This window comes from Petrocella sp. (assembly GCF_059865615.1).
In genome coordinates this window covers 17,544-33,315 of record NZ_JCBCDA010000032.1, presented here as the reverse complement: position 1 = coordinate 33,315, position 15,772 = coordinate 17,544, and the positions used below count along the sequence as shown (strand labels likewise).

The following is a 15,772-nucleotide window of genomic DNA, read 5'->3' as shown; positions in this document are numbered from 1 at the left end:
CTACTTACTTAAGACTTGATTGACCAAATCAGAAATCCATGCTTCTTTGTTCTTTTTGATTTTTTCTTCTATGGCCATTATTTTCATGTCACATTGTTTTTCTGCTTCTTTTCTCTCATTGGTACTGTCACTTAGTTCTTTTTTTCTGATTTGCACAATTTTAGTATCGGCTTCTTCAAGGATCCTTTTTTCCAAGGCGACTGTTTTTTCTCCATAGCTTTTTATAAGTGCTTCCTTCTCTTGCAAAGTGTGTTTCATTAATGCTTGTGCCTTTTCCTCAATATCAATAATTCTCCTAATGACATCTTCCATATTTGATACCTCATTTCATTCAACTGCAATTTTGACGCCCATTTCAGTTGATTATAAAATTGCCCTATAGTATAGTGTAACACTGAACTAATCCTGTTGCCAATGATTTTTCATCATTTCAAGATATTCTTTATCCTGTTCTTTGTCCGTTCGCCGGTATTCAAAGTTCGGCATCTTTTCATCAAATCGGCATATACCCCCATATTTACAATAGTCACAAGCACTTACTTCCCCTTTTTTATAGGGTTTCACTTCAATATTGCCTTTTATAATTTCATTGCCAATTCTTTGGGTTTCTTCTCGTACATAGCCACATAGTGTATCGAAATCCTCTAGTTCCAAGACTTTTGATACCTTAGATAGCTGACCATCCTTATTTTTCGACACCGGTATGACTTTGGATGCTTTAACAAATAAATTGTCCAGCTTTGTTATAACTTCCGTATCATTTAAAGCGACGCCTTTTAGCTTCATAGATTCTAGCAGTTCATCTTCAATATGTGCTTCATCTAATTCTGCAGTAGAAGCAATAAAGGGATCATCTATCTTAAAATAAAATAAACCGGCCGGTATGATTTTCTTATCCGATGCCTTTTCTTGCACCTGAAGTGCGGCATTTAGATACACCAGAAGTTGCAATTGAAGCCCATGATAAATATCACCAAAATCCAAATCCTGACTGGAAGATTTATAATCAATAATCGTTATATAGGTATAGCTATCATTCGAATAGCTGTCTATCCTATCGATTGTACCTCTTAATATCATTTTTCTACTGTGGTCCAATTCTAGATTTAAGCTGTTCACATCATAATCAGCGCCGTCAAAATGCCATTCTGTAAACTGTGGTCTAAAGTCACCTTGGCTGATTTGATACGCAATGGCCCATATGGATCGATTCAAGATTCTCTTTAGACGGTTCAATAAAAAGATGTTTCTATTAGAATCAAAAAATACCCTTTGGGTCTCTTCACCTACAAGATTCATTACAAATTCTTCAATCCATTCTTTTCGCATTGCTTCTGTGACTTCTGACCATGATAATTGTCGCTTTTGAACACGCTTAGATATCAACTCGATGACCTTATGAAATATTAATCCTAGCTGAGGCATGGTAATCTCATAAGCTTCTCTTTCATGAGCCTTTAAGCCATAAGTAACAAAGTGGGCAAAAGGACACTTGGAAAACTGTTCAAGCCGAGACACACTGTTCTTCAGTGTTTTTCCGTACAATCTATGATGATCTGATAAATGATCTTCTAACAAATGATCCTTGCGACCTCTAAGAGCCATTTCCAGCCTTGAGTACCACGCTGGTTCATTTCTAAACCAGGTTAGTATGAATTCGATATCACTATTTATATTGATGTCTTTGTCTTTTTGTAGTTTCTGCAACAACTGCTTATAAACCACACTTGGTCTATTGAAGACGATCTTATTTTTATAAAGTTGATCTATATTATAATGCTTAACTAGAGGACATATCTTCTTAACCATATGGATTAAATGAGATGGCCTGGTTGCTTTACCTTCCTCATTCATAAGGGTATAACTTAAGTACAGCCTCTTACTTGTATTTAACAAGGCCATATAGATATAGAACTGTTCTCGGTATAGGTTCTTTATGGTCGTTGGCGCTAATTTTATCCCTTTTTCCACCATCCATTCTCTTTCACGGTCTGTTAATAACCCTGATCCTTCTTTCAACATGGGTACAACACCTTCGTTTAAACCGATAGCAAAAATAGCTTTTTTACGCGGCATTCGACTTCTTGTCAGATTCCCGATAATCACCTGATCCATCCTAGGCGGCACAAGGCCAAGTTCAAGTTGTTCAATGCCCGCTTCCATTAGATTATAGAACGTCCCATCATCCACCTTTTCTTCAGTGGACATCAAAGCCAATTGATCAAATAATGTCATTAATACTTTGTAGACTTGGTTATAAGTCCTTGCTTCATCATAATGATACGTCGACATATAGTCGTCTGCCTTGTTCTGGATTTTTGATTCTACTCCGTGATGACGTAGTATCTCATAGATATGCAGTAAGTGATCTTTGACCCTTTGTTTTTTAGAATGTTTGACCGTCAAAAAGGGAGAAATAATTTCTTTCCTTAAGTCATTGATGACTGATAAGAGCTGGATGGCTTGTGGCGTCTCTTTTTTCTTGTGAATATCCGGGACTTTATAGACCCATTCTTTTGACCAAGCTGATACACCTCTGATACCGTAACGGATAACATAGTTTTCCAAATGATCTAATATATTCTGGTCATAATCCACATAGTCCGATTTTAGATATTCAAAAATCGCCTCATAACTAAAATTGCTTTTGAACACTTTAATAATGGACATAACAAAAATCACCGCGTCATTGGATGCAAAGGGCTTTTTCTTGTCAAAATAGATTGGGATACCGGCCTCTGGAAGCATTTCATTGATGAGGCGTTCATAACGGTTTAAATCACCGGCCAGCACCCCTATATCATTATAAGTATAGTCTTTTTCCATAACCAACTTGAGTATGCTGTCTCTTAAATAAGCCACTTCTTTTTTCATCGATGAAGCATAGGCCAAATGCAACCCTTTCGGGCCCGCCTCAAGCGCATCATATGGATACTGATAGAGGTTTTCTCTTAAATGCTGGATGAAATTCACATCACCCACTGGTTCTTCTATCCATTCTTCTTCTGTATAATCAGGAATCCTTTGCTCATGAATCTTTTGCAGCAACCCATGATAGGTATAATAACTCTCATAGTATAGATGGCTCTCGTCTAAAGGTTTTCCCTTAAGAACAGAAGCTTCACCGGTTAGGGTTAGGGTCAATTCCTTCGCGGTATACATAAGTTTTTCTATTAAAAGATATTGTATCGGTGTAAAACCATAGAACCCATCTATCATGATGGTGGCTTTTTTTAACCACTGACTCTCATGAGCAATCTCTACCAGACGTTCAAAAAGGGTTTCACCACTTAAATAATTAGCAAGCAATTGTTCTTTGTAGGTATTATAGAGTTTTCCACAGTCTCTTAGTTTGATTTTAAGGATCTCCACATCCGTTTGATCTACGATACTTTCAAAGTCACCTTCTGATATGCCATACCTTGAGAATTCTGACATCAAATCACGCAACTCATTTACATAGCCTTTTTTCTGAATGTGTTGACTTAAAAAAGGGTAATCTGCTTTTGAAGTATCAATAATCTTACGGATCATCATGGTCTTTCCAACATCTGAGAGCAAAGCTTTACCCGCAACGCCGAGTTCGTCCACCATTCTATAAGAAAGCCTTCCAAAACTAAGCACCTCTATATTGGTAATACAATGATTGGGATGGGCCCTTATCATATCATGTTGAACATTCAACGTGGCTTGCTCAGGTACAATGAGTAAAATGGTTTCATCTGTCGGCAACGCTATGGAAGCCTCTATGATTTCTTTATACAATTTATCCGTTTTACCACTGCCCGGCTTATTCATAACAATTCGAACGCCCAAAATGCATCACCCCAATCTGCTCTGTCATTTATCACAAAAAATCATAAACATCTATATAGTTCTTAAACAATAGTCTTCTAATATAGATTATAAAGCAATTTCCTCAAATTTACCTCGTTAAATATATACATTATTTTTTGAACAAAGTTGTTTTTTTTAGTAACAATCAACATGAGCATGCTTTTAAAGGGTTTTTATGCTACCCCTAATGAAAACAGAAAAAAGATCTCTAAGCATTTTATCCGCTTAGAGACCTATTTGACTTAGTGAAACTTAGTTTTGACCCTTTAACCAAAGTTTAATTATTATATAAATATCTTAGTTCTGAACAAGTGCTGGTGTATCTGCAGGTGCAAATAATAGATCTTTAAGCTCAGCATCTAATTTTAATACTGTAACTGAAAAACCAGCCATGTCTAAAGAAGTCATATAGTTACCTACATAGGTCTTAGCAATACGAATACCTTTTTCTGCTAATACTTCTGCTACTCTTAAGTTCGCAACATAAAGTTCCATAATGGGTGTTCCGCCTAAGCCGTTAACCATTACAGCAACTTCATCATCCTTATCAAGACTTAAGTCTTCTAATACTTTACCAAGTAAATGGTCAACTGTTTCGTTTGCAGAACGTAAGGTTTCTCTGTGTGTACCTGGCTCGCCATGGATACCCATACCGATTTCTACTTCATCATCACCAAGAACGAAACTAGGTTTCCCAGCTGCCGGTACTGTACATGTGGTAAGTGCCATACCCATTGATTTTACATTCGCAATAACTTTCTCTGCTATGCGCTTAACTTCTTGAAGGTCGCCACCTGCTTCAGCTTTTGCGCCTGCAATCTTATGAATCAATAAAGTTCCTGCAATACCTCTTCTACCTGTTGTCCAGGTACTATCTTCTACGGCTACGTCATCGTTAACAACGACGTGTTCAACGGTGATGCCTTCTTCTGCTGCCATCTCTGCTGCCATTTCAAAGTTCATTACATCCCCAGTGTAATTTTTGACAACCAGTAGGACACCTTTACCACCATCTACTGCTTTGATTGCTTCATAAACTTGGTCTGGTGTAGGTGATGTAAATACGGCTCCTGCAACTGCACCATCTAACATGCCTTTTCCAACAAAGCCGCCATGTGAAGGCTCATGACCACTGCCTCCGCCACTAACCAAGGCAACTTTAGGTTGTGGTGCATTGGCTCTTACCAATACTTCAAACCCTTCTACTCTCTTTACGTAGCTTGGATGTGCTGCGATAATCCCGTTGAGCATTTCATCTACTACATTGTCTGGATTGTTGATAATTTTTTTCATTTTTCATCCTCCTTTTGATTAATGGTATCACTTTATGTTATTAGCAAGAACTGTGCCAGCTAATAGTTGCCTGATTTTTTTTACTTCTTTTTGTTTAAGTACTTCTTCTACAATGTTTTCTTTATCATCCATTTTTCGTATTATTTCTTTGATTTTGGGTATGGATGGTCCACTCATACTCAGCTCATCAACACCCATTTCAACTAAAAGCTTCGTCGCCAAAGGATCACCAGCCATTTCACCACATACACCAACCCATTTTCCATGCTTATGTGCCCCGTCAATCACTTTTTTGATAGATCTAAGTACAGCCGGATTGAAATGATCATATAAGTGACTGATTTTTTGATTACCTCTATCTACCGCAAGGGTATATTGAACCAAATCATTGGTACCAATGCTAAAGAAATCCATCTCTTGTGCCAGTTCCTCGGACATGATTACCGCTGCTGGGGTCTCTATCATGATGCCAATTTCAATATTTTTATCATAGGCTTGACCTTGACTCTCTAACATGGTCTTGGCTTCTTCAATTAACGATTTTGCGGCTATTACTTCTTCATAACCGATAATCATAGGTAACATAATGGCTAGTTTCCCATAAGCTGAAGCTCTAAGAATCGCTTTGATCTGTGTTAAGAATATGTCCATTCTCTCTAAGCATATACGAATCGCTCGCCATCCTAAGAAAGGGTTTTCTTCTTTGCCAATGTCTAGGTAACTTAAAGGTTTATCGCCGCCTATATCCATTGTTCTAACGACGCATAGATGACCCTCTGATCTTTCAACAACATAGCGATAAGCTTCAAATTGTTCTTCCTCTGTTGGCATTTTCTTTTTACCCATGAAAACAAATTCAGTTCTGAAAAGTCCAACGCCTTTGCCACCATATTTTAGAGCATCATCAATGTCCTTAGGATTTCCTATGTTGGTTGCCAAGGTAATTTCCTGACCAGACATTGTAATTGCCGGAAGGTCTTTTAGGCTCAGATAATATATACGCTTCTCTTCTTCAATCTTCAATGCTTCTTCATACTTGCTGACTATTCCTTTATCCGGATTTACAATCAACTTGCCTTCGTAACCATCTACAATGGCTGTTGCATCATTTTTCAGTTCGCTAATCATGTCTCCAATGCCTACTATTGTAACAATACCTTTTGACTTGGCGATAATAACCGAATGTGAAGTAGCGCTGCCACTGCCCATAACAATACCGACCACTTGATCGGATGATAAGTTCGCAATCACCGATGGTTCAATGTCCTCACCACATAATATGATATTATGTCCATCCAGCTTAGGATCAGGAATCCCAAGGAGCACCCGAATGATTCTTTTTCCTATATCTTTAACATCCGCTGCACGTTCTCTAATATAGGGGTCTTCCAAGCTTCCTAGAATAGCTGCTACCTCGTCCGTCGCCTTTAAAGTAGCTTCCGGTGCCGACAAACCATCTTCAATACATCGATCAACCGTATCTTGTAGCATCGGATCATGCATCATGAGCACATGCGCTTCCATAATGGCAATCTGGTCCTTATTGGTGCTATTTCTAGCTTGATCCAATATTTTGTCTATTTGTTCAAGAGCACCTTCAATGGCTTTTTGAAGTTTTTTTCTCTCCGCTTCTTGACTTTCTTTTTCGTATGTTTCAAGTTCATGATCAAAAGCAGATAGTAGTAATTGTACTTTACCCATGCCGATGCCTTCAACAACAGCCTTACCTTGATATTCCATTATTTACACCTCTAATCCTCATAAAAATTATTTGTAATCAGGATATCCAAGGCTTCTATAGCCTTGTCTTCATCCGGTCCATTTACAGCTATGGTTACTTCTTGATCGTTTTTAATACCCAAGGCCATAATCATAAGTAAGCTTTTGGCATTAGCCTGTTTATTATTACCCATTAGTGTAACATCACAATCGAATTTAGATGCTATTTTTGCAATCTCTGCAGCCGGTCTTGCATGAATACCCAAACGGTTTACAATCATATAAACAACTTCTTTCACTTTAGCACCTCCTCGTTGTCTTATTTGTAATTCTACTGTAGTTTGAGTACATCTCTTGCAAGTTCTGCCGCTGATACGACTTCGTCTATCGTTCCTCCGATGTAGGCTTGTACTGATGCGCTAACTGCACCTTCAAGTACCGGTCCGTCTGCTATGCGAACATCTATGTTCAAGCCTTCTTCTTCAAGGAACTCAATGGCTAGATTAGAACTAATAACAGCACTACCTAGATCCACTAATATAACAACCCCTTTTCCTGTTTCCGCTTCCTTGACTGCGGTTGCTATTCTAACAGCATCTGTTCCTATTTCTCCATTTTCCATACCACCTGCGGCAATTATTTTTTGATTGACTCCTGCCATTTGCATAGATAACTCTACGATGCCTTCTGCCACTTTTTTACTATGGGATACAACCACTATGCCTACCATCTTTATACCCCCAATACTTCTTTCTTATAATGATCGGTTATTGTTTTCAATATAATAGTAAAAGAGGTTGCCCCAGGATCTTGATGACCAATACTACGATCACCTAGATAACTTGCTCGTCCTTTTGTAGCACGAATGGTCTTCGTATACTCTATACCGATCTCTGCCGCTTCAATGGCTTTATCAAGACCTTCTTCAATCGTTGCGCCTTCGCCCATGGCTTTATTAAACGCCTCCATAGCCGGTTCTATTGCATCAATCATCGTCTTTTCACCAAGAGTTGCCTTACCTCTTGCCTTTATGCCCTCAAGTGCTGCCAACCACATCTTACTAATTGTTTCGCCATCTAATGCTGTCTTTCCAACAGCTTCACCGCCAGCTTTCATAAAAGCTGTACCATATAATGGTCCGGAAGCACCTCCAACCGTAGAAATCAGAGTCATACCTACTTTCTTAAGGGTCGCACCTACATCACTATCTTCCTCTGTCACCTTCAGCACAACGGCATTAAATCCACGGGTCATATTAATGCCATGATCTGCATCCCCTATTACCCCATCTAAATCTGTTAGAAAAACTTTGTTGCTTGTAATTGAATCATTGATTGCACTTATAAAACTGCTTACTGTTGCTGCCATAATAGATTCCTCCATTTTTTCTTCTTAGCTGTTTTCCAGTTTCTATAACAACTCTAATTTAGTATTAGCAATATCTGTGCCAGTTCAATCAGATGTCTCATTAAAACGAATATTATACTTTCTGACTTTCGCTGCAACGGTATTATGTGTAAGTCCTAATGCTTTACCTGCTTTGTTGTAGCTACCATGTCTTTTAAGGGCTTTCTTAATAATTATTTCTTCATACTCTTTAAAAGTTAAATCATCATCCAGTTCCATTATTGAAACACCCGCTGGTTTCTTCATGTTTTCTTGGCGATTTCCTATAACATAGGAGGGTATGTTCGTAAGTCTAATCACATCACCATCTAGTAATATGATGGTTCTCTCCATGATGTTTTCTAGTTCTCGTACATTACCTGGCCAATCATATTGAATCAGGGCACGCATCCCTTCTTTTTCAATGGTTATGTTACTTCTTTCCAAATCCTTACATATTTTTTCTGCAAAATATTCAACAAGCACAGGTATGTCTTCTTTTCTTTCTCTAAGGGGTGGTAACCATATAGGAATTACATTCAACCTGTAGTAAAGGTCTTCTCTGAAATCACCTGTTTTGAGAAGCTCTTCTAGATTCTGATTGGTGGCTGCTACAATGCGCACATCTACTTTTATTGTTTTTTCTCCACCGACTCTTTGAAATTCTTTGTTCTGAACCACTCTGAGCAGTTTTACTTGCATACTTTTGTCTAACTCACCAATTTCATCAAGGAAAATTGTACCTTTATGGGCTAACTCAAAGCGACCTAATTTGGTTTTTACTGCACTTGTAAAAGCGCCCTTTTCATGTCCGAATAACTCGCTTTCAAGTAGTGTGGGTGGTATTGCACCGCAATTAACCCTAATGAATGGCTCTTTGTCTCTAACACTTGAATAATGGATAGCTTCTGCAATCAACTCCTTACCGGTACCACTCTCACCTCTAATTAATACCGTGTAGTTACTAAGCGATGCTTTTGCCGCAATGGCCATTGAGTCATAAATTTTGCCACTGACACCAATAATTCGATCAAAAGCCGGCCCAAGCCTTTTGGTTCTAATCAGTTCTTCTTGAAGATAATCTGCCTTTGCCGAAATCTGATTCAGTTTTTCCATCAAATCTTGTAATTGAGTAATGTCTTTGATGGTAGAGATACCACCCCGTAGCTGCCCGTCAACAATTAAGGGGTTAATATTTGCCACAATCGTAACACCGTTTTCTTTTTCACTTATCCCACCTAATATGGGCTGTCTTGTTTCTAAAACCTTAACTCTGTCTCCATTCGGTGACAAGTCATAAATATTCTTACCAATAAGTTCCTTGATGCTTTTTCCAACGATTTGGCAATAGGCAGCATTGATATAAGTTATTTTTCCTTTATGGTCAAAAACGCAAATGCCATCTTGTACTGATTCTAAAATAAGCTGATATTTCTCCTTTAACTCTTTAATTTCCTTAAGTTGCCATGAAATCTTAACCAGTTTTGATATATCTTCAAAGATACTAACGGCGCCCCTAGCCTCATTTTCCACAATCAAAGGTGTCGTATTGGTTACAATGGTATACTTACCTCTGTTTTGAGTATATCCGATTTTTGATTTTTTGGTTTTCGCAACTTCCGGTAGTTCTGATTCCGGCATGACCGCCTTGATGTTCTTACCTATAATTTGATCGGACCTTATACCAAAAAGTCTTTCTGCTTCAGCATTAAAAAGTGTTACAATATCATTCTCATCTATGACCAATAAGCCATTTCCAATATTGTTAAATATATTCTCAGCTGTTAGAATATTGTCCTGCAATAGGTTGTCGATGCTGTTCATTGAAGTCTGATCATAGTCAAAATCACTTTCCAAATAAAGCCCCATTTTTTCTGATGCTTCTTTTGCTTCATTACCAATTGTTAATATCTCTATTTCTTCTCCCGCTTTAATTTTCATGGAAATTAGTAATAATATACTGGTTAATGGCACTTCTTTAAAGGCACCTTTTTGCACCTTAAAAATTACCCCATAGTCATTTTGTAACTCTACAGCTTTTTGAACAATCATCGCGGCCACTCTTGCATGTAGACCTTTTTTATGCTTAATCATCACTTTTCTCATTACACTGGTTGAATTCATTTTTTGCCCCTTATCTATCATCTTCTTTAATCCATTCAATTGTAGCAATAATCATGCCTATTTTTGCTTAATACTATTCTTGATTCAGCTTAAAAGTTGTCATTTTTTAACAGTTTTTTCTTTATTGGTGATTATTACCCATTTTATATATAATGTTTTCTTACTTTTCCAGATGGTATACCTAACTGCTCTCGATATTTGGCTACTGTTCTTCTGGATATGCCTATTCCCTCATTCTGCAATAAGGTGCATATTTTTGAATCACTATAGGGATTATGTTTATCTTCACCATCTACAATACCTTGTATGGCAAATTTTGCCATAGCCGATGAAGCATCTTCTCCCACTTCTTGTTTAATGCCCTTACTGGAAAAAAAATATTTCAACTCGAACATACCCCATTGACACAATAAGTATTTTCCATTTACCGTACGACTGATGGTTGATTCATGCAGGTTTAAAGTGTCAGCTATTTCTCTCTGATTCATTGGTTTAAGATAGGCTCTACCCTTATCAAAAAAATCCATTTGATGCGTGAATATGGCTTTTGTCACTTTTTCTAAGGTTTCCATTCTTTGATCTATACAATGCATAAGCCAATTGGCACTGTTAACCTTATTCTGAATATAAGGATAAGCATCACCTAATTTTTTATTTCCTTCTTTAAGTAGATCCAAATAATAGGGATTAACTATTATTTTTGGTATCTTATCTTTACATATATCAATACTATAACACTTATCTTGTTTGGAAATAATGACATCCGGACGAGTATAATGAATCATATCTGTTTGAAAATAGCTTCCAGGCTTAGGGTTTAACTTCCGCACTTCTTCAATTAACGCCTGTACTTCGTTTATAGGCATAGCCATACTTTTTGAAATCTTAGGCAATGCATTATCGCCTATCGCCTCAAGATGACAATCTATTAATTCTATCAACCCTTTTTTTATATTTTTTCGATTCCTTAATTGTAATTTCAAGCATTCTTTTAGATTTCTGGCACAGATACCCGGTGGGTCAAATTCTTGAATTATTTGGCATACCTTATTAACTTCTTCTTCTTTTGTATGAAGCATTTTAGCTACATCCTTAATATCAATTTTCAAATAGCCTTTATTATCTAGACTCTCTATCAGAAATTCTCCGATTTCCATCTCCGTCTCAGGTAAATCCAGTATATGTAATTGTAATTTCAAGTGACTTACAAGGTCAGTTTTATAAGATTTCATATCCGGTATGCCGTTGGTATATTCTTCATCTTCTTCCCTTGAATACGAACTATAGCTTTGAAGGTCAAGTTCTCGTTCTTCTTTATTTATTTTCAACTTAGTTTCTTTTGCTTCTTTATATTCTAGAATTGGATTTGATAGCATTTCTTCATGTAAAAAATCAACCAGTTCCTCATAGCTAAGCTTTAGAATCTTTAAAGAATATTCTAACTGTGGGGTCATTATAATTTTTTGATTCATTTCCATATTCATTTCTATATTCATATTTTTTAGGACTCCTATATGGTCTTTGAATGAGTTCTTATATTTATTTTAACACATGAAAAGAAAACAAAAAAGAAAGTGTTTTCAAATTACTAAAGCACTTTCTTTCAACTTTTTCTTATTCGTATACAATCAATTCCATGTCCATGACTTTGTCATTATTTACCAAGTCAACTTTTTCTTTTGGCACTACAATCGTATTCGGATTGCCATCTGAAATATATCGCTCGTCAGCATTTTTTTCATAATAATCAAGAAACCACCATAAGTCTTGAACGTCCCCTTCTGACCCTCTTACTCTCGGTGCATTATAGGGATCAAATTTTATGTGACTCGACGGTACCATCTTGCTGCTGGGCCCTTCCCTAAATCCAACCTCGTAACCAAACTCTACATCTTCGTATTGACCATGAGATAGGTGCTTAATTAATGATGCTTCAGGGCGTTTACCATATGGATAGGTTATAGCCAACATATTATAATCCGGTATTAATGCTTTTAGAAAATAGTCGACTTGTCCAATTTCTTTTATAAGTGCGTCTTTGGATAACTTGCTTAAATCCGCATGGGTTGCTGAGTGATTTCCAACCTCATAGCCATTCTCTATCAACCATTCCAAACGTTGTAAGGCATCACCATCTCCTTTAAAGTTTTGATTGGTAGCATGTATGAATAAAGTTGCAGCTTTTCCAAAATCATTGTGTTCTTGTACGAATTCTTCGAGGATACCAATAGCCGATTCCGGATCCACTTCATTTTCTATAAGAGCAAAAGTTGACGCTAAGCCATCATCAAAGGTTAATACAATCGGTGTTTTACCAAGCGGTGCATCAATCTGTTGACTTAGGTATTCTTTCATTGAAATCAGATAGTAGTTGTTATCATAAAAATATTGCAAATCACGTATAAAATCTTCCTTACTTCGATGATATGGGGGGTTGTCCATAATGCCATGATACATAACAACCATGATATCACCTATTTCATTTACACCTAATGATTTATAATCTATTGGTACTTGGGTAAGATCTTCTTCTTGACTATCTGTTCCCTCACCTGATTCTGTTGTTGGTTCTGTTTTTATATCTAAGTTCTGATTGCCTAGTATTTGACTTTGTGCATCTATTTCATCGACTCGGGCATCTTCTTGGTCAACCTTAATTGAGCATGAAGAAAAAACCATTATAATCCATAGAGCAAACAACAGCTTCATTACGATACCTTTCATGTCTATCTCCTTAAAAAGTCCAGTCTGTGAAATAATCGTCCACATCCTCGTTAGCAATAGCCGCTAGATAACGGTCCACCATCATAAACAAGTCTGTTTCATCCTTGAGTGTCACTTCCACTTGAGAACCTTTGTATTTTAACAAACCACTTGGTCTTTTTTCACCTATAAAAGCTTCAAAATTCTCAAACCATTTTTCAACCAATGCTTCTGTTATTTCTTCATAGCCTAACATTTCTGTCTTTATTTCATCTCTAAATTCAGTGATATTCATTTTTAACATACATATCCTCTTTCCTTATACTTGATCTACTTGATTACATTCAAACGTTTATGCATGACCTCTATGACTAAAGGAAAATGTGGTCCTGCTTCACCGTCTATATCCGATTCTTCAAAGCCCTCAACACCTTCTAAACATTCAATCGAGATATGTTTGCTTTGAAAACTAATTACATTTTTATCTTTTAAATGGTCACCAATTAGTATTTTACCAAAAAGGCCCGGCATATCAGCTAATGGACATGCCCTAATACCCACAAAATCCATAAGCCCATCACTTATATTAGCATTTTGTCCAAGTTTCGAAAAACCACCGGCACTAGAACCATTCAACACTAAAAACAAATAAAACAAATCATCAATTTCACCCTGATCATGTTGAATTTTAAACCTAAGTTTCTTAAATCCCGGCAATTGTTGGACGCCTTTAATGTAATAAGCAAGTTTACCAATGGTATTTTTTAACTCCACATCAATGTTTTGAGATATATTGGTAAAAAGGCCACCACAACACACATTTACAAAATAGCGGTTATTTACCTTTCCTACATCCACTCGAGAAATTTGCATCTTTGAAAGCATCTCGATGGCTTTGGCTATATCTGTCGGCATACCTAAATGTTTCGCAAAATCATTCGCTGTACCTGCAGGTATAACCCCTAAAGGTATATCTATTTTTTCTTCCATCATAGCTTGAACCACACCATTGACTGTACCATCTCCTCCGGCAACAATCAAGGCAACACAGTCTTTAAGTTTATTTATATTGAGTATTTTTTCTAATTTATCTTCAACGGATGTACGGTGTACCCTTACTTCAAAGCCTTTTTCTTGAAAACAGGCTAAAAAAGTATCTATATGCACAGAGAAAAGTTTTTGTCCTGAATTCGGATTATATATGAGCTGTACGTATGACATATAGCACCTCCCTTTAATGAAAATTAGGGTTAAGAATTATTCTATTGGTCGCGATAAATATTTTTGCTTTGACAAAAACCTGTATCGCTTATAATTCCGGTAAAACTGAATGAACATCTTTGATTGTAGATAAAACTATGGTTGTCTTGGTTTTTAACAAACCTTCTACGTTTTTGATTCTGCCAATCAAAGTCTCCAAGGTAGCCGTATCTTTTGTCACTATTTTGAGCGCATAGTCATAGTCACCAGCTAGATAATAGCAGTCTAATATATCTTTTTCATTATTAACAAAAGCCTCAAAAACTTCAGCATATTTAGGGCGCTCTAGGGCGACCATAATAATAGCTGTCAACGATTTTCCAAGCATTGTTGCGTTTAAAATTGTGGTATAGTTCTCTATCATGCCCGATGCTTCTAGCTTTTTAAGGCGATCACCAACCGCTGATACAGATAGATTAATCTGATTGCTAATTTCTGAGGCTGTTATCCTTGCATTCTTATGTAAAATATGTAATATTCGCTTATCTATTATATCCATTTCCAACAACTCCCTGCTTATATTTCCTAACATTATACCATTTGGACTTGTTTTATTAAAGTGTTTTGTATATAAAGCTATATATTTTTTTGATGAATAGGGTTTTGGACAAAAAAATCCTACCAATATAATTGGTAGGATTTTTACTATTCTGCCATCTCTAAAGCTATTTCCATCATTTTAACAAAAGAATTCTGTCGTTCTTCGGATGTGGTGATATCCCCTTTTACTAAGGAGTCACTGACCGTTAAAATACAAGATGCTTCTTTACCCAAAATACTCGCATTAGCAAATAAAGCAAAAGATTCCATTTCAACAGCCATACAACCATATTGATCTCGTATATGTTTATAGACATTAAAATCTTCTCTATAAAAAACATCTGAAGAATGAATCTTACCTCTTTTTATGGGAATATCCAGTACTTTTGCTATGTTAGCAAGCTTATCATTAAGTCTTGGCGTAGCAAAAATTGTATCTTGTTCATAGCCACTTTGCGTTTTGGCATAGCTAGACTCTGACCACGCTTCATCAACCAATAGAACATCATAAACATCTAAATCCTCTGTATATGCACCACACGAACCAATTCTTATAATGCGTTTCACATCATAAAAGGCATACAGCTCATATGAATAGATGCCAATACTTGGCATCCCCATCCCTGAACCCATAACAGATATTTTCCTGCCTTTGTAGGTACCTGTGTAACCTAACATGCCTCTTACACCATTGAATTGTTCAACATTTTCTAAGAATTTTTCTGCAATGAATTTTGCTCTTAATGGATCACCCGGCATCAAAACGGTATCTGCGATAACTCCTTTGTCTTTCACCTCAATATGTGGTGTTGGTATACTCATACTCATTTTATTTGCTCCTTTTCCATGATTTACTAACCTTAGTATAATCTTTCCGTCATGTAATTGCAACAAACCATGGTGATATTAT

General features: G+C 36.7%; 14 protein-coding genes. All 14 read right to left on the bottom strand.

Going from position 1 to position 15,772, the window contains the following annotated elements; genetic code table 11:
• The 14 genes from AC6F8J_RS04040 to deoD all read right to left on the bottom strand — a co-directional run bounded on the left by AC6F8J_RS04040 (nt 1) and on the right by deoD (nt 15,690).
• A complete protein-coding gene (locus tag AC6F8J_RS04040) occupies nt 1-312 on the bottom strand; it encodes a hypothetical protein (RefSeq protein WP_500721230.1) in 312 nt (103 codons plus the stop codon).
• An 87-nt stretch (nt 313-399) separates the two neighbouring features.
• Entirely contained in the window at nt 400-3,816 is a 3,417-nt protein-coding gene (locus AC6F8J_RS04035) for a helicase-exonuclease subunit AddB family protein (RefSeq protein WP_500721229.1), read from the bottom strand.
• Between the two features lie 318 nt (nt 3,817-4,134).
• On the bottom strand, nt 4,135-5,130 hold the full coding sequence (dhaK, locus tag AC6F8J_RS04030; RefSeq protein WP_500721228.1) for a dihydroxyacetone kinase subunit DhaK: 996 nt from the start codon (nt 5,128-5,130) through the stop codon (nt 4,135-4,137).
• 27 nt (nt 5,131-5,157) lie between these two features.
• Nucleotides 5,158-6,870 carry a phosphoenolpyruvate--protein phosphotransferase gene (gene ptsP, locus AC6F8J_RS04025; protein WP_500721227.1) on the bottom strand — a complete coding sequence of 571 codons (1,713 nt, stop codon included), beginning with the start codon at nt 6,868-6,870 and terminating at the stop codon, nt 5,158-5,160.
• Between the two features lie 11 nt (nt 6,871-6,881).
• A complete protein-coding gene (locus AC6F8J_RS04020) occupies nt 6,882-7,148 on the bottom strand; it encodes an HPr family phosphocarrier protein (protein WP_500721225.1) in 267 nt (88 codons plus the stop codon).
• Nucleotides 7,149-7,180: 32 nt separating this feature from the next.
• Nucleotides 7,181-7,579 (bottom strand): dihydroxyacetone kinase phosphoryl donor subunit DhaM, encoded by a 399-nt coding sequence (gene dhaM / locus AC6F8J_RS04015; protein ID WP_500721223.1) that lies wholly within the window; start codon nt 7,577-7,579, stop codon nt 7,181-7,183.
• A 2-nt stretch (nt 7,580-7,581) separates the two neighbouring features.
• Nucleotides 7,582-8,217, bottom strand: a complete 636-nt coding sequence (gene dhaL, locus AC6F8J_RS04010) for a dihydroxyacetone kinase subunit DhaL (protein ID WP_500721221.1) — start codon at nt 8,215-8,217, stop codon at nt 7,582-7,584.
• Between the two features lie 84 nt (nt 8,218-8,301).
• A complete protein-coding gene (locus AC6F8J_RS04005) occupies nt 8,302-10,359 on the bottom strand; it encodes a sigma 54-interacting transcriptional regulator (RefSeq protein WP_500721219.1) in 2,058 nt (685 codons plus the stop codon).
• A 143-nt stretch (nt 10,360-10,502) separates the two neighbouring features.
• Nucleotides 10,503-11,855 carry an RNA polymerase factor sigma-54 gene (rpoN, locus tag AC6F8J_RS04000; RefSeq protein ID WP_500721217.1) on the bottom strand — a complete coding sequence of 451 codons (1,353 nt, stop codon included), beginning with the start codon at nt 11,853-11,855 and terminating at the stop codon, nt 10,503-10,505.
• 118 nt (nt 11,856-11,973) lie between these two features.
• Complete coding sequence (locus AC6F8J_RS03995) at nt 11,974-13,083, bottom strand: polysaccharide deacetylase family protein (RefSeq protein ID WP_500721215.1); 1,110 nt, start codon at nt 13,081-13,083, stop codon at nt 11,974-11,976.
• Nucleotides 13,084-13,093: 10 nt separating this feature from the next.
• Entirely contained in the window at nt 13,094-13,366 is a 273-nt protein-coding gene (locus tag AC6F8J_RS03990; protein ID WP_500721213.1) for a hypothetical protein, read from the bottom strand.
• A gap of 26 nt (nt 13,367-13,392) precedes the next feature.
• The gene (locus tag AC6F8J_RS03985; protein WP_500721211.1) at nt 13,393-14,283 is read right to left on the bottom strand and encodes a YegS/Rv2252/BmrU family lipid kinase; all 891 of its coding nucleotides are present in this window, start codon (nt 14,281-14,283) and stop codon (nt 13,393-13,395) included.
• A gap of 88 nt (nt 14,284-14,371) precedes the next feature.
• Complete coding sequence (locus tag AC6F8J_RS03980) at nt 14,372-14,821, bottom strand: Lrp/AsnC ligand binding domain-containing protein (RefSeq protein ID WP_500721210.1); 450 nt, start codon at nt 14,819-14,821, stop codon at nt 14,372-14,374.
• 146 nt (nt 14,822-14,967) lie between these two features.
• On the bottom strand, nt 14,968-15,690 hold the full coding sequence (deoD, locus tag AC6F8J_RS03975; protein ID WP_500721208.1) for a purine-nucleoside phosphorylase: 723 nt from the start codon (nt 15,688-15,690) through the stop codon (nt 14,968-14,970).
• Nucleotides 15,691-15,772 lie beyond the last annotated feature (82 nt).